Here is a 19,631-nt window from a genome sequence, read left to right on the forward strand (position 1 = left end):
CGCGCCGCGTCGGCACCTCACCCTGTGGCGCATGGCGAGATGCGAAGTGTGCGGCAATGACTACGGCATGACCTTCGAGGTGCACGCGCAGGGCGCGGTGCACGTCTTCGACTGTTTCTCCTGCGCGATCCACCGGATGGCCCCCATCTGCGAGCACTGTCGCGTGCAGATCATCGGCCAGGGCGTCGAGGTCGAGGGCCACTGGTTCTGCGGCGCGCACTGCGCCCGCGCGGAGGGCAAGGTGGGCATCATCGACAAGGTCTGAGAGCCGGGCGCAACGGTCCGGGAGCACACGTTCCCGTCGTGTCGACGCGCACCCCCCTGAATACACCCCACGACCGAGTTGTACGGTCGTGGGGTGTACCGCTTCCTGTTGTCCCGGCAGTGGGTGATCCTCACCCTGATCGCCCTGCTCCTGATCCCCACCATGATCAAGCTGGGCATCTGGCAGATGCACCGCTACGAAATGCGCAGCGCCCGCAACCAGCTGGTGGCCGACGCGCTGCACGCCAAGCCGGTACCCGTGGAGAAGCTGTCCTCCCCCCGACACGCCGTGACCCGCACCGAGAAGTACCGCACCGTCACCGCGACGGGCACCTTCGACACCGCCCGGGAAGTCGTCATCAGGCGCCGCACCAATGCCGACGGCGAGGTCGGCTTCCACGTCCTCACCCCGTTGGTCCTGACGGACGGCAAGGTGGTCCTGGTCAACCGCGGCTGGATCCCCACGAACGGGGCGCAGACCGCGTTCCCGAAGATCCCCGCACCGCCCGCCGGCCGGACCACCATCACCGGGCGGCTGATGGCCGACGAGACGACCGCGGCGAGCGGCATCAAGGACATCAAGGGGCTGCCGGACCGGCAGATCATGCTGATCAACAGCGAGGAGCAGGCGCGGCGGCTCGGCGCCCAGGTGCTCGGCGGCTACGTCGAACAGACCGCGCCCGAGCCGAAGGGGGACACCCCGGAGCAGATCTCCGACCCCGGTAGCGAGGACGCCCCGTTGAACTACGCGTACATGATCCAGTGGTGGCTGTTCGCCGCGGCCGTCCCGGTGGGTTGGTGGGCCCTGGTCCGCCGCGAGCGCCGCGACCGGGCCGAGGCCGCCGCCTCCGCGACCACACCGGAAGCGGCCACGGTGGCCGCCTGACCCCTGGCCCGCCGCGCCCGTACTTCCTCGATCGGTGTCACCCGGTCGGCCCCCGACCCGATTGGCCCCGGCCTTCGCCGGGAACTCGCCCCACGTGCACCCACGTATCGAGGACTACGCGCTCATCGGGGACGAACAGACCGCCGCGCTGGTGGGCCGGGACGGATCCGTCGACTGGCTCTGTCTGCCACGGTTCGACTCCGCCGCCTGCTTCGCCGCGATCCTCGGCGACGAGAACCACGGTCGCTGGCGGATCTCACCCGCGGGGGCGGGCCCCTGCACCCGGCGGGCGTACCGGCAGGACACGCTCGTGCTCGACTCCGAATGGGAGACGGACGAGGGCGCGGTCCGCGTGAGCGACTTCATGCCACAGCGCGAGCACGCCCCCGACCTCATCCGCGTCGTCGAAGGGCTCAGCGGCCGGGTGACGCTGCACAGCACACTGCAACTGCGCTTCGACTACGGCTCCGTCGTGCCGTGGGTGCGCAAGGCGGACGGCCAGCGGGTGGCGGTCGCGGGCCCGGACTCGGTGTGGCTGCGCAGCGAACCCGAGGTACGCACCTGGGGCAAGGACTTCCGTACCCACTCGGAGTTCACCGTGGAGGCGGGCGAGAAGGTCGCCTTCGTCCTGACCTGGCACCCCTCGCACCAGTCGCGCCCGCCGCTCGTCGACCCGTACGAGGCACTGCGCTCCAGCGTCGAGGACTGGCAGGCGTGGGCGGCACGCTGCCGTTACGACGGTCCGCACCGCGACGCCGTCGTGCGCTCCCTGATCACCCTGAAGGCCCTCACCTTCGCCCCGACCGGCGGCATCGTCGCGGCCCCCACCACCTCGCTCCCGGAGGAACTCGGCGGCGTCCGCAACTGGGACTACCGCTACTGCTGGCTGCGCGACTCGACCCTCACCCTGGGCGCGCTCCTGTCGGCCGGGTACCACGAGGAGGCCGAGGCCTGGCGCGACTGGCTGCTGCGCGCGGTCGCGGGTGATCCCGCGGACCTGCAGATCATGTACGGCCTCTCCGGTGAGCGCCGGCTGCCCGAGTTCGAGCTGCCGTGGCTGCCCGGCTTCGGGGGCTCGTACCCGGTCCGGATCGGCAACGAGGCCGTGAAGCAGCTCCAGCTGGACGTGTACGGCGAGGTCATCGACTCGCTCACGCTGGCCCGGCGCTCGGGCCTGCCGTCCAAACCGCACATGTGGCGCCTGCAGTGCGCCCTGATGGAGTTCCTGCGGACCGCCTGGCGGCAGCCGGACGAGGGAATCTGGGAGGTGCGCGGCCCACGCCGGCACTTCGTGTACTCGAAGGTGATGGCGTGGGTGGCGGCCGACCGGGCCGTCCGGGCGCTGGAGAGCGAACCGGAGCTCGCCGGCGACCTGGAGGGCTGGCGCACGATGCGCGACGAGGTGCACAAGGAGGTGTGCGAGCACGGCTTCGACAGAGAACGCAACACCTTCACGCAGTCCTACGGGTCACGCGAACTGGACGCGTCACTGCTGCTCATCCCCCGCGTCGGCTTCCTGCCGCCCGACGATCCCCGGGTCGTCGGCACCATCGACGCGGTGCGCGCCGAGCTCGCACGCGACGGCTTCCTGCTGCGCCGCTACAGCGACGAGGGTGTCGACGTCGACGGGCTGCCCGGCGGCGAGGGCACCTTCCTCGTCTGCTCGTTCTGGCTCGCGGACGCGCTGCACATGACGGGCCGTACGAAGGAGGCCCGCGAGCTGTTCGAACGGCTGCTCGGCCTGGCCAACGACGTGGGGCTGCTGTCCGAGGAGTACGACCCCGTCGCGCGCCGCCAGCTCGGCAACTTCCCGCAGGCGTTCAGCCACCTCGGCCTGGTGGGGACCGCCTTCCACCTGTTCGGTGAAGCGCATCCGGGAGGAACCGGGGCGACCGGATAGGGGAGGATGGGGGCCATGGATCTTGGACTGAAGGACCGTGTGTACGTCGTCACGGGAGCCACCCGTGGCCTGGGCAACGCCACCGCGCGCGAGCTCACCGCGGACGGCGCGAAGGTGATCGTCACGGGGCGGGACGAGAAGACCGCCGCCGACGCGGCGTCCGCGCTCGGCCCGAACGCGGTCGGGGTGGCCGCCGACAACTCCGACCCGGGGGCCCCGGGCCGGCTGATCGCGGCGGCCCGCGAGCACTTCGGCGGTTTCGACGGCATCCTGATCAGCGTCGGCGGCCCGCCGCCCGGGTTCGTCGCGGACAACACGGACGAGCAGTGGACGGCCGCCTTCGAGTCCGTCTTCCTGGGCGCGGTCCGGCTGGCCCGCGCGGCCGCCGCGGAGCTCGGCGAGGGCGGCGTCATCGGCTTCGTGCTCTCCGGCTCGGTCTACGAGCCCATCCCGGGCCTGACCATCTCCAACGGTCTGCGCCCCGGTCTCGCCGGGTTCGCCAAGTCCCTCGCCGACGAGCTGGGCCCGCGCGGCATCCGTGTCGTGGGCCTGCTCCCGGCCCGCATCGACACGGACCGCGTGCGCGAGCTCGACGGTCTCTCCGCCGACCCGGAGGCCACCCGCGCGGCCAACGAGTCGCGGATTCCGCTGCGCCGCTACGGCACCCCGGAGGAGTTCGGCCGCACGGCGGCGTTCCTGCTCTCGCCCGCCGCGTCGTATCTGACGGGCCTCATGATGCCGGTGGACGGCGGCGTGCGGAGCGGGTTCTGAGTCCGCTCGGGCACCACCTGGGCGACTAACTCACCCTCTCGGCCCGGTGCTTGACCCCGCGCAGGCGTACCTCCGCGGGGAGCGCGGCGAGGCCCGCGGAGTCCCGGGCGTGCGCCAGGGCCTCCGTCGTCAGCAGGTGCAGCGCCTGCCCGGGATCGACATGCGGTTCCAGCAGGAGCTGGACCCGGGTCCCGGGAGCGCCGCGCCGCCCGGTCAGCTGGACCTCGGCCCGTTCGACACCGTCCAGCCGTCCCGCCTCGGCGGCCAGTACGCCCTCCAGGGCCCGCCCGCGCAGCAGCGCCCCTTCACCGTCACCGGTGTCGACGAGCACCTCCGCGAGCCGGCGCCGCCGCAGCACGGCCGACAGCCACCACAGGCTGAGCAGGACGACGACGGCGAGAACGGCGATGACGGTCGGCCACCACCAGCCCTGGTCCCGCCACCGGGTCCGTCGGGCGGCACTCAGCAGCACGTCGTGCCGCCCGTCGTGGATCCACCAGGAGGGCGGCCGCACGCCCAGTCCGACGGCGAGCACGGAGCCGCCGACGACCAGCAGCGCGAGCCCGACGATTCCCAGCAGGACACGGTTGACGATCCTGAGCACCGCCCTCACCCCTTCCGGCCCGGACGCGCGACATGCACCGACAGGGCGGGCGACCGGACGAGCCCGAGTCCCCGGATGCCGTCGGCGAGCGTGGCGTCCAGGTCGGCCCGTACGTCGTCGAGTGCGCGGAAGTGCGAGACCGCCCGCACGTCGACCTTCCTGCGCCCCATCCGTACCCGGACCGACCGCACCCCGGAGACCTCCATGGCCCGGTCGCGCAGCGCCGTCGCGGCGGCGCCCCGGTGCAGCCCGGCCCGTACGTCGGGATGGGTGCGCCGCATCGGCAGGACGTCGCGCAGCCCCGGCGTCACCGCGAGGACGATCAGCCAGAGTCCGAGGGCCGCGGCGAGGCCGGCGCCGACGAGCACCCAGGTGTCGTCGAGGGGCCGTTCGGCGAGCTGCCGGGCGAGGAACCTGCGCCAGTGCGAGGCGGGCCGGTGGGCACGTACGGCCGCGACGTCGTACAGCAGGACGCCCGCACCCACGAGGACCAGCAGCGCGACGATCCCCGCGGGGACGCGGCGCGCCGACCAGAACCGGCCCTGCCCGCCGTTCGCGTCGTCGACGGCGGGCGGCGGGTCGTAGTCGGCCGCGGAGGCGGACTGGTCGAGTTCGTCCTCGGCCGGTGGGCCGGCGTCGGTCTTCTCCAGGACGGGCATGCGTCGGGTGGTGTTCTCGGAGCCCTGGGGCTCGCTCATCGCGTCCTCCCCTGTGCCGCGGCGGTCGCCGGTACCAGGTGCAGCCGCTCGATGTGGACCGTCACCTCCGGCACTTCCATCCCCGTCAACGCGTCTACCCGCTCGGCGACATGACGACGCACCGCGTTGCAGCGGGCGCCGATGTCGGTGGGGTAGCCGAGTTCGAGGTGGACGCGGACGCGGGCGGTCTCGTGGTGGACGACGACCGTCGCGTGCGGGGGGACGGCGTCCGGGGGCAGCGGGTCCAGGGCCTCGTGGGCGGCCTGCGCGGCGATCTTCGCCACGACCCGGTCGGCGATCCGGGTCGCGCCGCGCGCGCCCGCCTCGACGGCCGTCAGGGGACGTCGGGTGTCGCCGAGCGGGCCGGTCACGGGCGTCACCGCCGCCGGTCGTCGCGGGGACGGAAGAAGTCACCGAGATCCAGGTCCCCCTCGAGGAATCGTCCGACGACGAACCCGACGGCACCCAGGGCGGCCACAAGCAGAAAGGCCCCGAAGCCCCCGAAGTACCCGGCGAAGCCCAGCGCCATTCCGGCGATCATGCCGATCACGGCCAAGCTCATGGTGCACTCCTCAGCGGTTCGACAGCCACGGTGTCGTGGGCCGTTGCGCGGCCGGGCCGGTCACTGGAGCCGCGCCTCCGGCTCCTCGTCTTCTTCCTCGGGAAGCTTCACATCACTCACCGCGATGTTGACCTCGACGACCTCGAGTCCCGTCATGCGCTCCACGGCCGCGACGACGTTCTCGCGCACGGCACGGGCGACGTCCGCGATCGACACGCCGTACTCGACGACGATCTCCAGGTCGAGCGCGGTCTGGAGCTCCCCGACCTCTGCCTTGACGCCGCGCGAGACGGATTTCGACCCCCCTGGCACTCGGTCGCGCACGGCCCCGAAAGTCCGGCTCAGCCCACTGCCCATCGCATGCACGCCGAGCACGTCCCGGGCGGCGAGCCCGGCGATCTTCTCCACCACACCGTCGGCGATCGTGGTCCGCCCCCGCGTCGCGGGATCACCGCCGCCGCGCTTGGTGACCCCGGGCTTGCGGCTCTGGGGGGCCTCCTTCTCGCTCCCGGCGCTGTCCGTCCGGTTCTGCTCCGTCATGTCGGTCATCGCCGTACGTCCCTTTCGGTCGTCCTCCCTGCCCACAGTAGGTGCGGTTGCGGGCTCGCGCGCCAGGGATGCGGCAGGCTGGAGCAATGACCGCGGATCGATGGACGCAGGCGGTACGGCGGCAGCTCGGGCTCGGGCGCCTGCTCCCGCTCGGGCACCCGCGGGACGGCGCCTGGATCGCCGAGGAGGCGGCCGACACATACCTGCGGCGCGCGGCGGCCGGCGTGCCCGGTGTCCGCCTCGGCACGCTCCGGATCGCCCTCGCGGACCCTGACCTGGTCCACGAACCCGTCGTACCGCCGCCGCCCAGCGCGCTGCCGCCCGGCCCCCTGCGCATCGTCGCGGAGTTCACGGCCGGGGCGGATCCGACGGCCCCCGGCGTCGAGCCGCTGCCCGCGACCGCGGCCCGTCTGCGCGTGACCCTGGCCGAGGCGGCCGAACCCCTCGGCCTGACGGTCACGGAGATCGACCTGAAGGTGACGGAGCTGGGGGACGTCTCCGCGCCGCCGACCGCCGTACCTCACGCCGCCCCGTCTCCGGCCGCCGTACCGACGGCGCCCGACGAGGCCCGGGCGGCCACCGCCGCTTTGTCCGTGCCGGGGGTACTCCACCTGACGGACGTCCTGGGCCGGCCGGTGCACATCGAGAACGTCCCCGGCGAGGATCCCGCCCTCGCCCGCCGCCACGTCCGCGTCGAACTGGCGGTCGCGGCGACGGAGCGAACGGTGGACGTGGCAAGAGCCGTCAGAGCGGCGGTCGCGGACGCCCTCCCCGACACTCCGTCAGTGACGGCACTGGTGACGTCCGTCGCCCAGGAAGGACGACCTCACTCCCCCAGACCGGCGAGATCCCGCAGCCGCCGGGCCTGAGCCGCGCGCTCGGCGACCCGCTGCTCCTCGTACGTCCGCTCCTGCGCCCCCCGCAGCAACGCCTTGGTCTCGACGACCGCGTCCCGAGGCGCGGCCAGCACCGCACCGGCGAGGTCCCGCACGGCATCCTCGATCTGGTCGGCAGGCACCGCGAGATTGGCGAGCCCCATGCGCTCGGCCTCCTCGGCCGACACGAAGCGGCCCGTGGCGCAGATCTCCAGCGCACGGGCGTATCCGACCAGGCTCACCAGCGGATGCGTCCCCGTCAGGTCGGGAACGAGCCCGAGGCTGGTCTCGCGCATGGCGAACTGCACGTCGTCCGCGACGACGCGCAGGTCACAGGCGAGCGCCAGCTGGAAACCCGCACCGATGGCGTGCCCCTGCACGGCGGCGATGGACACGACGTCGCTGCGCCGCCACCAGGTGAACGCCTCCTGGTACTCGGCGATGGTCGCGTCGAGCTCGGCGTCGGCCCCGCGCGCGAGGTCGATGAACGACGGCTCGCCGTCGAACCCCTCGGGCGTGAACGCCTGCCGGTCGAGCCCGGCCGAGAACGACTGGCCCTCGGCACGCAACACCACCACACGGACAGTGCCCGGCAGCGACCGCCCGGCCTCCGTCAACGCCCGCCACAGAGCAGGACTTTGGGCGTTGCGCTTGGCCGGATTGGTCAGCGTCACCGTGGCGATCGCGTCGTCGACGGTGAGCCGTACGCCGTCCTTGTCGAGTACGGGGTCAAGATCCTTGTCGAGCGAAGCCATGAGCTGCCTCCGATGGGTGCGGTCGGATCAGACGCGTACCTCGTGAAGGGCACGAGGAACACACCTAAGTGACTGCACAGTAACCACCCGGTCGATCACCCGACCGACCGGGTGGCCACCACCGAAGCCGATGGGGACGCCCGGCCTCAGGCCGAGGCGGCCTTCTTGCCCCGCGTCGCTCCGCCACGCCCTCGCAGCGTGACGCCCGACTCGCTGAGCATCCGGTGCACGAAGCCATACGAACGGCCGGTTTCTTCGGCCAGCGCTCGAATGCTCGCACCGGAGTCGTACTTCTTCTTCAGGTCTGCCGCGAGCTTGTCGCGCGCGGCGCCGGTTACCCGGCTGCCCTTCTTCAGAGTCTCGGCCACCCGTGCCTCCTCATGGGAAGTGCGCTCTGGACTTCTCATGATCACCCCTCAAGGCCTTCATGGCCACCCATTCGGCAAGGTCCGTGAGACACGGTTTTGACGACAGGAGCCCGTCCTCACAAGTGGAATCACAGGGTCCGCACTGCGCTGTCCGTACGACCGAACGGGTTCTTCCGTGAAGTACCAGGTCAGCGACGCAAGACGGCCGAGCCCTTGGGAACAAAGGACTCGGCCGCGAAATGAATGTAGGACACACCTCGGTACGAGGAGATCTCACACAGATGATGGATCACGGATCGGCCGAATGATCCATACGCAGTGGATCAGTCATTCGATCACGTCGTGCTGACGGCAGCCCCGGGGCGGTCCCGGAGTCCGTACGAGGGCTCAGGCGAGGGCAACGAGGTCCGCGTAGTCGGAGCCCCACAGGTCCTCGACACCGTCCGGCAGCAGAATGATCCGCTCGGGCTGGAGCGCCTCGACGGCGCCCTCGTCGTGGGTGACGAGGACGACGGCGCCCTTATAGGTGCGCAGCGCGCCGAGGATCTCCTCGCGGCTGGCCGGGTCCAGGTTGTTCGTCGGCTCGTCGAGGAGAAGGACGTTCGCCGAGGAGACCACGAGGGTCGCGAGCGCGAGCCGGGTCTTCTCGCCGCCGGAGAGAACGCCGGCCGGCTTGTCGACGTCGTCGCCGGAGAACAGGAACGAGCCGAGCGTCTTGCGGACCTCGACCAGGTCCAGGTCGGGGGCGGCGGAGCGCATGTTCTCCAGGACCGTGCGCTCGGGGTCGAGGGTCTCGTGCTCCTGCGCGTAGTACCCGAGCTTGAGGCCGTGGCCCTCGATGATCTCGCCGGTGTCGGGCTGCTCGGCGCCACCGAGCAGCTTCAGCAGGGTCGTCTTGCCGGCGCCGTTGAGGCCCAGGATGACCACGCGCGAGCCCTTGTCGATGGCCAGGTCGACATCGGTGAAGATCTCCAGCGAGCCGTAGGACTTCGACAGTCCCTCGGCCATCAGCGGGGTCTTGCCGCAGGGCGCGGGCTCCGGGAAGCGCAGCTTGGCGACCTTGTCGGAGACGCGGACCGCCTCGAGGCCGGCCAGCAGCTTGTCGGCACGCTTGGCCATGTTCTGCGCGGCCACCGTCTTGGTGGCCTTGGCGCGCATCTTGTCCGCCTGCGAGTTCAGCGCGGCGGCCTTCTTCTCGGCGTTCTGCCGCTCGCGCTTGCGGCGCTTCTCGTCGGCCTCGCGCTGCTGCTGGTAGAGCTTCCAGCCCATGTTGTAGACATCGATCTGGGCGCGGTTGGCGTCCAGGTAGAAGACCTTGTTGACGACCGTCTCGACGAGGTCGACGTCGTGGGAGATCACGATGAAGCCGCCGCGGTAGGTCTTCAGGTAGTCGCGCAGCCAGACGATCGAGTCGGCGTCGAGGTGGTTGGTCGGCTCGTCGAGCAGGAGCGTGTCGGCGTCCGAGAACAGGATGCGGGCCAGCTCGACACGGCGGCGCTGACCGCCGGAGAGCGTGTGCAGGGGCTGGCCGAGCACGCGGTCGGGCAGGTTGAGCGCGGCGGCGATGGTGGCGGCCTCGGCCTCGGCGGAGTAACCGCCCTTGGTGAGGAACTCGGTCTCCTGGCGCTCGTACTGCCGCATGGCCTTCTCGCGGGTGGCGCCCGAGCCGTTGGCGATGCGCTGTTCGTTCTCCCGCATCTTGCGGATCAGCGTGTCCAGGCCGCGCGCGGAGAGGATGCGGTCGGTGGCGAGGACGTCGAGGTCACCGGTGCGGGGGTCCTGGGGCAGATAGCCGACCTCGCCGGAGCGGGCGACGGTGCCGGAGGCCGGGATGCCCTCGCCGGCCAGGACCTTCGTCAGGGTCGTCTTGCCCGCGCCGTTGCGGCCGACCAGGCCGATACGGTCGCCCTTGGTGATGCGGAAGGTGGCGGACTCGATGAGGATGCGGGCGCCGGCGCGCAGCTCGATACCGGAGGCGGAGATCACGGACAGACTCCAGGGCAGGGTGGTTGGCGGGGTGGACGGCTGAGGACGTTCCCGCCGTCTAATGCGCGAGGAGAATGGCCATGGGCCCCAGTCTAACGGGGCCGTGCAACCACTTTCCGTGGGTGAGCGAGTCCGGCACTGTGACGCTCGCCCTGCCACGCGTTGCCCAGCGGCGTGCGGTGCGGGGTGATTCTGCCCAGGTCGTCGACGGCGACGAGCTCGGTGGTCCAGCTGTCGCCGGTGGCGCAGGGCTGCGCGATCAGGAGCGCCTCGCCGTGACGCAACGCACGTTCGGGGGCGAAGGAGCAGCCGTACCGGGCGGGCAGCGTCCAGCGCAGGTCGCCGTCGGCGATGCGGTAGGCGGCGACGCGCCGCGGGGTGATCACGGCGAGGATGCGGGTGCCCAGGGGCCGCAGCACCCCACTCGCCCCGTGGTCCGCGAGCCACCCGGCGGCCCCGGGAAGGGCCCGGTGCCAGCGCACGGCGCTGCCGTCGCCGCGCGCGGTGTCGGTGACCAGTCCGTCGTCCCACAGCGCGATCGCGTGCCCGCGCGCGGGAAGCACGGCCACCGGACGGCGGCCCTCGCGCGCGTAGGTCCAGCGGGGGTGGCCGGTCGCCCCGTCGTAGGCCTCGACGGCCGCCTTCGTGGCGCGCAGCGGGGGCTGTCGTGTCCCGTGCCCGTGCGCCACGCGTGTGTGGGCGATGAGGCGGTCTCCGTAGGGCGCGGGGCGCGCTTCGTGGGCGGCGGTGAGCAGCAGGGCGACGGCGACGGGGAGCAGGGCGCGGGCGGCGCGGCGGCGGGCGCCTGGGGAACGGAGCCGGGGGGCCGGGGGGTCCGTGGTCGCCGGGGCGGTCTGTTCCGCCTCCGCCGCCGCGACCGGCACAGCCATCACCTCGCCCCCATCGGCACCGCTCGCCGCTCCTAGGACCTGTCCGGCCGTCCAGGCGCACGGATCAGGCGCAGAGCGTAGGCGTGGGCGGTCGGAACGCCCGTCGGGACACGGCGGGCGGCGGGGGCGCGTCGCCCGTTCGGCCCTCCGCCCGGCGCCGGACCCGTGAGTGCGTACGAGGATGGCGCCACGGAACGACGTACGCCGAGGTGCGAAGCCGTACGCAGAGGGTGGTGTGCCCCATGCAGTTCGACGACGACGCCGACCTGGACACCTCCGACGTGCAGGATGTGCGCGGCAGTCGGATCCCTGGTGGCAGGGCGACCGTCGGGGGTGGCATCGCGGGTCTGATCGCCCTGATCCTCGGGCTGTTCTTCGGAGTCGGGCCCGAGCAGCTCGGGCTGTCCTCCGGCAACGACCAGCCCGCGGTGACCACTTCCTCGCTCGACCAGCTCAAGCAGACCTGCCGGAAGGGGCGGGATGCGAACGCCAGGGAGGACTGTCGAACAGTGGCGGTGGTCAACAGCGTGCAGGACTTCTGGGCGCAGGAGTTCGCACGACGCGGCGGTACGTACACGCGCTCGCAGACCGTCCTCTTCAGCGGGCGGGTGAACACCGCGTGCGGCACCGCGACCTCGGCGGTCGGGCCCTTCTACTGTCCCGCTGACCGCAAGGTCTATCTGGACCTGGGATTCTTCGACGACCTGCAGACCAAGTTCGGCTCCAGCAGCGGGCCGTTCGCGCAGGCGTACGTGGTGGCGCACGAGTACGGGCACCATGTGCAGGACCTGATGGGGACGCTGGGCAGGGCCCAGAGCGGTGTCACGGGCGCTAGCAGCAACTCGGTGAAAGTGGAGCTGCAGGCGGACTGCTACGCCGGGGTGTGGGCGCACCACGCGACGACGACGAAGGACCCGTCGACGGGCGGGCCGTTGCTCAAGAGGCTCGCTCCGGTCGACATCCGGGACGCGCTGGACGCGGCGGCCGCCGTCGGCGACGACCGGGTCCAGCGGGAGTTCCAGGGCCGGGTGACCCCGGAGACGTGGACGCACGGTTCGTCCGCGCAGCGGCAGCAGTGGTTCTACCAGGGCTATCGCACCGGCGACATGGCGCAGTGCAACACCTTCCGCTGAGTGGTCGGACGGGCGAGGAGAAGCCCGCGGATGCGGCGCGTTCCGGGCGGCGTCGGCTCTCCGGGGCGTTGTCAGTGGCCGGTGCAAGACTGGGCAGCGGGTGACATTCCGGCCCAGCAGGACGAGTTCCGGTGGGAGTGATCGGCATGGCAGGTACGGACGGCGGGCGCCCGAGCATCTACCCGACGCTGCTGTACGCGGACGCGAAAGCGGCGATCAGGCAGCTGACGGAGACCTTCGGTTTTTCGGAGGCCTCGGTGTACGAGAGTGAGGACGGCACGGTGATGCACGCCGAGTTGGTCCAGGGCAACGGCGCGGTGATGCTCGGCTCCAAGGGCCGCGGTGGCGTCTTCGACGGCGCGATGAAGGACGCGGGCCCCGCGGGGGTGTACGTGGTCGTGGACGACGTCGACGCACACCACCAGCGCGCCGTGGACCACGGCGCGGAGATTCTCATGCCCCCGACCGACCAGGACTACGGCTCGCGGGACTACCTGGCCCGGGACGCCGAGGGCAACATCTGGAGCTTCGGCACGTACGCCCCGGAGATACGGGGCTGACCCCGCGGCCCAGGCCTGATCCACACGACAGGCCCTAGCTGCCTCCGGTGTGGACCTGGAAGGCGGCGCGGCGTACGGCCTTGGCGAGGGCCGGGTCCGGGTGGGCGGCGGCGAGCGCGACCAGGACCTGGACGGTGCGGGGATGGCCGACGGCGCGCACCTCGTCGAGGAGCACGGGCACGGTGGGCTGTACGGCGGACTCCAGATGGCGCACGAGAAGCGGCGCCTCACCGTGGTCGGCGACGGCGGCGGCGGTGTCGACCCAGAGCCAGGTGGACTCTTCGCGGGTGAGGACCTCGTGGGCGTCCTCCGGGTCGTGGCCGTCGTGCTCGGCGAGCCACAGCAGGGCGTACGGGCGCAGCCAGGACTCGTCGGCCACGGCGCGTACGTCGGGCTCGGCGGGGGCGCCGACCACGCGCAGCGCCTCGAAGGCGAGGCCGCGGGTGAGGGCGTCCTCGCCGCGGGCGGCTTCGAGGAGTTCGGTGACGGCGCTGCCGACGGGGCGGGCGGCGAGCCAGGCGCGGTACTCGGCGCGGGCCGCGTTCGGGCGCAGCTGGGCGCAGCCGCGGAGCATGTCCGAGGCGGGCTGCTCGATGTTCCCTGCGGGGCTCTGCGCGGCGACGCAGATCTGCTCCAGCTTGACCCAGACCGCCCAGCTGCCGAGCGGGGTGAGCGTGGCCTGCCCGTCGGCGCAGGTGAGCGCGCCGACGGAGGCGAGCGCGTGCAGGGCCCAGTCGAGGAGGGGATCGAGGGGGGCGTCCGCGATCTCGGCGGCCTCCGGGACGGGCTCCGGCTGGGGGCCGTAGGGGATTTCGCAGCGCTCGGTGCGCAGTTCGGTGACGCGCTGTTCGAGGAGGTCGAGGAGCTGCTCCATGGGGACGGGCCCGGCGGAGAGCTGAAGGAAGGAGAGCACCTGGGGCATCGCGGAGACGACCTCGGCGACGGCGGACGCCTCGCGCTCGGCCGGCTCGGGGTGGGCGAGCGACCAGGCGTCGAAGAGGGCGACCCAGCCGCGCAGGACGGCGCTGTCGTCACGGTTCCAGGCGCGCAGTCGCCAGCCGGGGCGGGCGATGTCGCCGTGCACCTCGACGAGGCCGGCGAGGCGTGCGGTGTCCCAGTCCGCGCGGACCTGAGCCGGGGTCAGGCCCAACTCCTCGGCGGCCCGTTCCGCGGTCGCGTCGGCGAGGGTGCCCTTGCCGTCGGGGGTCGCGCCGTCGCTCCCCGGGCCGAGCGAGGCGTCGGCCCAGCGGGCGACACGGGCCGCGGCGGCGAGGCCGGTGCGGGCCATGCGGGCCAGTTCAGCGGGGGGCGGGGTGCCCTCGGGGGGCCGGGGTGCGGGTCGGCGCGAGCTGCGCTGGGTCACCGCTCGAGGGGCGGAAGCCAGGGGGCGCGAGCGGACGATTCGGAGCCTGGAGTCGCGCGGGTTACGGGACGTCACGGGTGCAGTCTTCCGGTTGACGGTCCGAAAACCCAAACGGAATGTCACAGCAGGCGACAGGGGTGGCCAATGGACAGGGTTCCGAGGGGGCTCGACACGTGTGAGCGAGGCCTCGCACGAGTTGACCGGGGCCCAACCGGAAGCTTTGGTGGGCGGCTCCGCCGGAGGGCTGTGCGGGGTGGCTCCGCCGGGGCATGCGGTCGTAGGCAGGGGTGGCTACATCAGAGGGGTGAGGAAGCGGCGTAGGGCCTCTTCGTAGTGGGGGGCGGCGTTCCACATGGCGCCGTGGGAGGCGTTCGGGACCGTGTGCAGGGTGACCAGGTCCGGGCGGCTCTCGGCGAGGCGGCGCGAGGGGCCCCAGGGGGCGATGGTGTCGTCCGGGCCGTGCACGATCAGGGTCGGGACCTTGAGCTGGCCGGGGTCGGCGGCCTCCTGGATGCGGTCGCCGTAAAGACCGGTGCGGCCCTGCGCGGCACGGACCGCGAGGGGCAGCAGGACGCTGGGCGTGTGGCGGGCCGAGGCGAGGGCGCGCAGCGTGGCTCCCCAGTCGAGGACGGGCGAGTCCAGGATCAGCCCGGAGATCCGCTCGCGCAGGGCGGAGTGCGCCGCGGTGCGCAGGGCCATGGTGGCGCCGATGGACCAGCCGTACAGGACGACCTGGTCGGCGCCGTAGCGCACGGCGTAGCGCACGGCGGCGTCCAGGTCGCGCCACTCGGTCTCGCCGAGGTGGCTGAGGCCGTCCGGGGAGCGGGGTGCGCCGAGGTCGCCGCGGTAGGCGAGGTCGAGCACGGGCAGCTGGTTGCGGTGCAGGAACTCCATCACGTTCATGGGGTGCTCGCGGGTGGTGCCGAGCCCGTGCGCCGTGATCACCCAGGTGTCGCGGGTGCCGGGCACGAACCAGGCGGGCAGCGGGCCGAGCTCGCCGGGGACGTCCACGTCGGCGTGGTCGAGACCGAGGGCGCTGCTGGGGTTGCCGATGTGCAGGTTCGGCGTGAGCCATGCCTTGTCGCCGGACTCCAGGGTGCCGTGGGTGACGCGTTCGAGGCGGCGTACGACCGTGTCGGCGGTGTGGCGTGCGTCGTCCAGGACGGGGCCGACGACCGCGTGGGAGCCGTCGCCCGTGAGGCCGTACCGTCCCGGGCGCAGGGAGGCCAGGTCGCGGGTGAGCGTGATCCGGCCCGCGGCCGTGGAGTGCACGGTGAGCCGGGGCTCGGTGGGCAGTGGCCTGCCGGGCGGCGCCTTCAGTGCGGCGTCGCTGGCGAACCGGCCCGCCGCCACGGAGGCTGCGCCCGCGGCCAGGGCTACGGAGACGGCCGCGGCCGTCGCTTTGACAGTACGCACGGATTCAGTCTCCCGGCGCGGCCCCCGGTCGGCCAGCCGGAGCGGGCGGTGGACTGCCGCCTCGGGGTGCGCGGGCTCGTTCTCCGGCACCGCGCCCGCACCGGCACCGCCGGGTCGGCACGCACCCGCACCGCCGGGTCCGCTGCCACCGCACCACCGGGTCCGGTGCCACAGCACTGCCAGGTCGGCACAACCCACACCACCAGGTCCGCTGCCACCGCACCACCAGATCCGGTGCCACCGCACCGCCGGGTCCGCTGCCACCGCACCACCGGGTCGATACGCCGCACCACCTGGTCGATACGCCGCACCGCCAGGTCGGTACGCCGCACCGCCAGGTCGGTACGCCGAGCCGGATCAGCGGGGCCCGGCCCCGTCGCCCTGTCCGTAGCGCCCCAGCCGCTCCCCCGCCTCGCCCACCTGTTCCGGTGAGAGCAGCGTCGGGGACAGGCCGGGCACGGACGACGCCAGGAGCCAGACGCGGGACATCCACTCCAGTTGGGCGGTGCTGTCGAACGCCTGGGACAGCGAGGCTCCGTAGGCGATGGTGCCGTGGTTCTGGAGAAGGCAGGCCGTGCGGCCGGTGAGGGCCTGGAGCATGTTCTCGGCCAACTCCGGGGTGCCGTAGGTCGCATAGGGGGCAACTCGGACCGGTCCGCCGAGGGCGCCCGCCATGTAGTGGATCAGGGGGAGTTCGGGGACGAGGGTCGAGACGGCCGTCGCGTGCGCGGCGTGGGTGTGGACGACGGCCCGCGCGTCGGTGGCGCGGTGGATCGCGAGGTGCATCGGCAGTTCGCTCGTCGGAACGAGCGAACCGAGGACTTGCCGGCCCTCGAGGTCCACTCCGACGGCGTCTTCGGGCCCGAGCCGGTCGTAGGGCACTCCGGTCGGTGTGACCAGGACCGTGTCGCCGACCCGGACGGAGACGTTGCCCGACGTACCGACGACAAGCCCGTCGGCCACCGTCCGGCGGGCCGTCGCGACGAGCTCGCCCCACGCGGCCGCCACCTCCCGCTCGCGCGCGCTCTCCCCCACGTCCCGCGCTTCCCGTGCGTCCCGCCGCTGCTCAGCCATGTGGCGATCCTGCCAGGCAGGGACGTCAACCCCCTGCCGGTGAGGGCACTTTAGGGCGGAAGACAAGCGTCCGTAAGGGCACATAGCAGCGCATATCGCCCTCCACGGGTGATTGGCTGGCGATCGACGGGCTTTCAACGATCTTCCAATAGCCTCTGGGGGATTTGTCACGCACGTCGCCATTCCGGGGGGAAACATGGCTCGTGACCACAAACCACTTCTTCGCCGTGCCCGCGTCCTCGCGGCGGCGGCCGCCGTGGCGGCGCTCACCGCCGCGGGGACCGTCCTCACCGGGACCCCGGTCGCCGCGGCGGCCAACCCCAAGGGCCACGACGTCTCCTCGCACCAGAAGAACGTCGACTGGCAGAGCGCGAAAGCGAAGGGCGCCCGGTTCGTCTATGTGAAGGCGACCGAGTCCCACACGTATCGCAATCCGTACTTCGGCCGGCAGTACGACGGAGCGCGCGACGCGGGGATCCTGCGCGGCGCCTACCACTTCGCGGTGCCGGACAAGTCGTCCGGCGCCACCCAGGCCGCGTACTTCGTGCGCAACGGCGGCGCCTGGCGCGCGGACGGCTGGACGCTGCCGCCCGCGCTCGACATGGAGTACAACCCGTACGACAAGAAGCACAAGTGCTACGGCCTGAGCAAGGCCAGGATCGTGAGCTGGATCCAGGCGTTCAGTGACGAACTCGAACGGGAGACCGGCCGCCGTCCCGTCATCTACACGACCACCCACTGGTGGAACACCTGCACCGGCGGCAGCGGCGCCTTCGCCGCGAACCACGCCCTCTGGCTCGCCCGCTACGACTCGGCGGACACGGGCGCGTTGCCGGCCGGCTGGTCGACGTGGACGTTCTGGCAGTACGACAACAACGGCACGCTCCCGGGTGACCAGAATCTCTTCAACGGATCCATGAGCCGGCTCAAGCAGTTCGCCGCGGGCTAGAAGCCCTCGAACAACCTCCGGCGGAACCCGATATTCCGCCTCCGTTCGAACATCTGGTAAACCGTCGGACCGCCCCTCCCGCACACTGGTCATCACAAGCGGAGGGGCGGTCCACCGTTTGGTACACCCCAACGCCCGCCCCAGTTCATCTTCCGTTCACTCAGGTTGCCTACGGTCCACCTGCCACTGACGTCAAACAGAAGCCTGGGTAAATGGAACACATCACGCTCCTCCTCGGAATCGTGATCGTCACCGCTCTCGTGTTCGATTTCACGAACGGTTTCCACGACACTGCCAACGCGATGGCGACCACCATCTCGACCGGCGCTCTGAAGCCCAAGACGGCGGTGGCCATGTCCGCCGTGCTGAACCTCGTCGGCGCGTTCCTCTCCGTGGAGGTCGCCAAGACGATCTCCGGCGGGATCATCAACGAAGAGGGCATACGCGTCCAGGTGATCTTCGCGGCGCTCGTCGGCGCCATCCTCTGGAATCTGCTGACCTGGCTTCTGGGTCTGCCCTCCAGTTCCTCCCACGCACTGTTCGGCGGCCTGATCGGCGCCGCGGTCATGTCGGCCGGCTGGTCGTCGGTGAACGGTTCGACCGTCGTCACCAAGGTGCTGATCCCCGCGGTCGCCGCGCCCATCGTGGCCGGACTCGCCGCGACGCTGGCCACCCGGCTGACGTACCGGATCGGCAACCGCGCCGACGAGAAGGCGACCGCCAAGGGGTACCGCGCCGGCCAGATCGCCTCCGCCGGCCTGGTCTCCCTGGCGCACGGCACGAACGACGCCCAGAAGACGATGGGCATCATCACCCTCGCCCTGGTCACCGGCGGCGTCATCGCCCCGGGCTCGAACCCCCCGCTGTGGGTCATCGTCTCGGCCGGTACGGCCATCGCGCTCGGCACCTACCTGGGCGGCTGGCGCATCATCCGCACCCTGGGCAAGGGCCTCACGGACCTCGCGCCGCCGCAGGGCTTCGCCGCCCAGACCAGCGCCGCGACGGCCATCCTGGCCTCCTCCCACATCGGCTTCTCCCTCTCCACCACCCAGGTCTGCTCCGGCGCCGTGATGGGCTCGGGCCTCGGCCGCAAGGGCGGCGTGGTCCGCTGGTCGACCGCGACCCGGATGTTCGTCGCCTGGGGCCTGACCCTGCCGGCCGCCGGTCTGGCCGGTGCCTCCGCCGAGTTCCTCACCAAGCAGGGCACCTGGGGCATCGTCCTCACCGGCGCGCTGCTCGTCGCCGGCGCCGGCACTATCTGGAAGCTCTCCCGCCGCCAGCCGGTCACCGTCGACAACGTCAACGACGTCGACGACGTCGACGCCGAACCCGCGGGCGTCGTCACCGCCGCGGTCGCCGCCGTCACCCCGCCGCCCGCGGGCCCCGTCACCGGCGGCCTGTCCGGCGACCTGAAGACCACCATCCCGTCCCCGGACGCGGAGCCCACCCGCCCGGCCACGGTGTAAGGACAGAACAGCATGCACATCGACTGGGCAGCCCTCGGCTCCGTCTTCGGAGTCAGCCTCGTGACCACCGTCGGCCTCGTCGGCCTCTTCACCCTCGGCATCGTCGGACTCTCCAAGCGCGAGTCCGCGTCCGCCCAGGGCGGCTCCGCGACCCTCGCGGTCACCGGCGCGTACGTCTGCTTCGCGGCGTGCGCCGCGGCGGTGGCGTACGGCATCTTCCTGATCGTCGGCAAGTAACCCAAAACGGGCGTCACTTCGCGTGGGGTGCGGGACGGATCACCGTCCCGCACCCCACCTGTATGTGGGCCTTCGCACACTCTCCCCGCGCAGGTCAACAGCAAGTTGACGGGTCTTCCAACCCGTGGTGGACTGCCGGAGCCAAGTACGGCGACAGAAGAGGAAGCCGGTGTGAATCCGGCGCGGTCCCGCCACTGTGACCGGGGAAGGAACTCCCCGGGAGCCAGGAACTCTCCCCGCCGGTCTCGTCGAACCAGGGCGTGGACACCCTGAGTGAGGACATAACGCCATGCGCGGCTGCCCAAGTGCCCCCCGAGCGACGGTT

General features: G+C 71.9%; 22 protein-coding genes and 1 riboswitch. Of the genes, 10 read left to right on the forward strand and 12 right to left on the reverse strand.

All coding sequences use genetic code 11. The annotated features are described in order from the left end of the window. Window positions 1-31: 31 nt before the first annotated feature. From ACZ7M2_RS00240 to ACZ7M2_RS00255, 4 genes are all read left to right on the forward strand, one after another. Entirely contained in the window at window positions 32-265 is a 234-nt protein-coding gene (locus ACZ7M2_RS00240; protein WP_054232337.1) for a hypothetical protein, read from the forward strand. 93 nt (window positions 266-358) lie between these two features. After that, on the forward strand, window positions 359-1,150 hold the full coding sequence (locus tag ACZ7M2_RS00245; protein WP_471593520.1) for an SURF1 family cytochrome oxidase biogenesis protein: 792 nt from the start codon (window positions 359-361) through the stop codon (window positions 1,148-1,150). A 94-nt stretch (window positions 1,151-1,244) separates the two neighbouring features. After that, complete coding sequence (locus ACZ7M2_RS00250; RefSeq protein WP_471593521.1) at window positions 1,245-3,050, forward strand: glycoside hydrolase family 15 protein; 1,806 nt, start codon at window positions 1,245-1,247, stop codon at window positions 3,048-3,050. Window positions 3,051-3,065: 15 nt separating this feature from the next. Beyond that, entirely contained in the window at window positions 3,066-3,821 is a 756-nt protein-coding gene (locus ACZ7M2_RS00255) for an SDR family oxidoreductase (RefSeq protein ID WP_403692844.1), read from the forward strand. A gap of 25 nt (window positions 3,822-3,846) precedes the next feature. Here ACZ7M2_RS00255 and amaP read toward each other — a convergent pair whose 3' ends face one another. From amaP to ACZ7M2_RS00280, 5 genes are read right to left on the reverse strand one after another with little or no spacing between them, the layout of a single operon-like run. After that, window positions 3,847-4,434 (reverse strand): alkaline shock response membrane anchor protein AmaP, encoded by a 588-nt coding sequence (gene amaP, locus ACZ7M2_RS00260; RefSeq protein ID WP_471593522.1) that lies wholly within the window; start codon window positions 4,432-4,434, stop codon window positions 3,847-3,849. Continuing rightward, complete coding sequence (locus ACZ7M2_RS00265) at window positions 4,431-5,123, reverse strand: DUF6286 domain-containing protein (protein ID WP_471593523.1); 693 nt, start codon at window positions 5,121-5,123, stop codon at window positions 4,431-4,433. Before ACZ7M2_RS00265 ends, amaP begins: the two co-directional genes overlap by 4 nt. Beyond that, window positions 5,120-5,494 carry an Asp23/Gls24 family envelope stress response protein gene (locus tag ACZ7M2_RS00270; RefSeq protein WP_471593524.1) on the reverse strand — a complete coding sequence of 125 codons (375 nt, stop codon included), beginning with the start codon at window positions 5,492-5,494 and terminating at the stop codon, window positions 5,120-5,122. Before ACZ7M2_RS00270 ends, ACZ7M2_RS00265 begins: the two co-directional genes overlap by 4 nt. 5 nt (window positions 5,495-5,499) lie before the next feature. Next, on the reverse strand, window positions 5,500-5,685 hold the full coding sequence (locus tag ACZ7M2_RS00275) for a hypothetical protein (protein ID WP_054232254.1): 186 nt from the start codon (window positions 5,683-5,685) through the stop codon (window positions 5,500-5,502). A gap of 60 nt (window positions 5,686-5,745) precedes the next feature. Then, window positions 5,746-6,234: an Asp23/Gls24 family envelope stress response protein gene (locus ACZ7M2_RS00280; protein ID WP_471593525.1), complete on the reverse strand. Its 489-nt coding sequence runs from the start codon at window positions 6,232-6,234 to the stop codon at window positions 5,746-5,748. 86 nt (window positions 6,235-6,320) lie between these two features. Here ACZ7M2_RS00280 and ACZ7M2_RS00285 point away from each other — a divergent pair, with 86 nt between their 5' ends. Next, the gene (locus ACZ7M2_RS00285; RefSeq protein ID WP_471593526.1) at window positions 6,321-7,103 is read left to right on the forward strand and encodes a nucleopolyhedrovirus P10 family protein; all 783 of its coding nucleotides are present in this window, start codon (window positions 6,321-6,323) and stop codon (window positions 7,101-7,103) included. Here the strand turns inward: ACZ7M2_RS00285 and ACZ7M2_RS00290 are convergent. The 4 genes from ACZ7M2_RS00290 to ACZ7M2_RS00305 form a co-directional block, all read right to left on the reverse strand. Then, entirely contained in the window at window positions 7,061-7,864 is an 804-nt protein-coding gene (locus ACZ7M2_RS00290) for an enoyl-CoA hydratase/isomerase family protein (RefSeq protein WP_471593527.1), read from the reverse strand. The genes ACZ7M2_RS00285 and ACZ7M2_RS00290 overlap by 43 nt on opposite strands. Window positions 7,865-8,010: 146 nt before the next feature. Then, complete coding sequence (locus ACZ7M2_RS00295; RefSeq protein WP_006123601.1) at window positions 8,011-8,232, reverse strand: helix-turn-helix domain-containing protein; 222 nt, start codon at window positions 8,230-8,232, stop codon at window positions 8,011-8,013. Window positions 8,233-8,619: 387 nt separating this feature from the next. Beyond that, window positions 8,620-10,218 carry an ABC-F family ATP-binding cassette domain-containing protein gene (locus ACZ7M2_RS00300; protein WP_352051702.1) on the reverse strand — a complete coding sequence of 533 codons (1,599 nt, stop codon included), beginning with the start codon at window positions 10,216-10,218 and terminating at the stop codon, window positions 8,620-8,622. A 92-nt stretch (window positions 10,219-10,310) separates the two neighbouring features. Beyond that, on the reverse strand, window positions 10,311-11,108 hold the full coding sequence (locus tag ACZ7M2_RS00305; RefSeq protein ID WP_471593528.1) for a PQQ-binding-like beta-propeller repeat protein: 798 nt from the start codon (window positions 11,106-11,108) through the stop codon (window positions 10,311-10,313). Between the two features lie 242 nt (window positions 11,109-11,350). Here ACZ7M2_RS00305 and ypfJ point away from each other — a divergent pair, with 242 nt between their 5' ends. Continuing rightward, the gene (gene ypfJ / locus ACZ7M2_RS00310; protein ID WP_471593529.1) at window positions 11,351-12,241 is read left to right on the forward strand and encodes a KPN_02809 family neutral zinc metallopeptidase; all 891 of its coding nucleotides are present in this window, start codon (window positions 11,351-11,353) and stop codon (window positions 12,239-12,241) included. A gap of 146 nt (window positions 12,242-12,387) precedes the next feature. After that, window positions 12,388-12,801, forward strand: a complete 414-nt coding sequence (locus ACZ7M2_RS00315; protein ID WP_471593530.1) for a VOC family protein — start codon at window positions 12,388-12,390, stop codon at window positions 12,799-12,801. A 34-nt stretch (window positions 12,802-12,835) separates the two neighbouring features. On the opposite strand, the gene ACZ7M2_RS00320 is transcribed toward ACZ7M2_RS00315, so the two are convergent. The 3 genes from ACZ7M2_RS00320 to ACZ7M2_RS00330 all read right to left on the reverse strand — a co-directional run bounded on the left by ACZ7M2_RS00320 (window position 12,836) and on the right by ACZ7M2_RS00330 (window position 16,654). Next, window positions 12,836-14,239: a hypothetical protein gene (locus ACZ7M2_RS00320; RefSeq protein ID WP_471593531.1), complete on the reverse strand. Its 1,404-nt coding sequence runs from the start codon at window positions 14,237-14,239 to the stop codon at window positions 12,836-12,838. 216 nt (window positions 14,240-14,455) lie between these two features. Continuing rightward, window positions 14,456-15,580, reverse strand: a complete 1,125-nt coding sequence (locus ACZ7M2_RS00325; RefSeq protein WP_471593532.1) for an alpha/beta hydrolase family protein — start codon at window positions 15,578-15,580, stop codon at window positions 14,456-14,458. Between the two features lie 357 nt (window positions 15,581-15,937). Further along, the gene (locus ACZ7M2_RS00330) at window positions 15,938-16,654 is read right to left on the reverse strand and encodes a class II aldolase/adducin family protein (protein WP_471593533.1); all 717 of its coding nucleotides are present in this window, start codon (window positions 16,652-16,654) and stop codon (window positions 15,938-15,940) included. 196 nt (window positions 16,655-16,850) lie between these two features. On the opposite strand from ACZ7M2_RS00330, the gene ACZ7M2_RS00335 reads away from it, so the two are divergent. The 3 genes from ACZ7M2_RS00335 to ACZ7M2_RS00345 all read left to right on the forward strand — a co-directional run bounded on the left by ACZ7M2_RS00335 (window position 16,851) and on the right by ACZ7M2_RS00345 (window position 19,306). Further along, window positions 16,851-17,603: a lysozyme gene (locus ACZ7M2_RS00335; RefSeq protein ID WP_471593534.1), complete on the forward strand. Its 753-nt coding sequence runs from the start codon at window positions 16,851-16,853 to the stop codon at window positions 17,601-17,603. A 212-nt stretch (window positions 17,604-17,815) separates the two neighbouring features. Continuing rightward, entirely contained in the window at window positions 17,816-19,069 is a 1,254-nt protein-coding gene (locus ACZ7M2_RS00340; protein WP_471593535.1) for an inorganic phosphate transporter, read from the forward strand. A gap of 12 nt (window positions 19,070-19,081) precedes the next feature. Beyond that, window positions 19,082-19,306, forward strand: a complete 225-nt coding sequence (locus tag ACZ7M2_RS00345; protein ID WP_054232266.1) for a hypothetical protein — start codon at window positions 19,082-19,084, stop codon at window positions 19,304-19,306. A 111-nt stretch (window positions 19,307-19,417) separates the two neighbouring features. Continuing rightward, window positions 19,418-19,558, forward strand: a riboswitch (cobalamin riboswitch). Window positions 19,559-19,631: the final 73 nt, after the last annotated feature.

This window comes from Streptomyces sp. NPDC111507, from assembly GCF_055638955.1.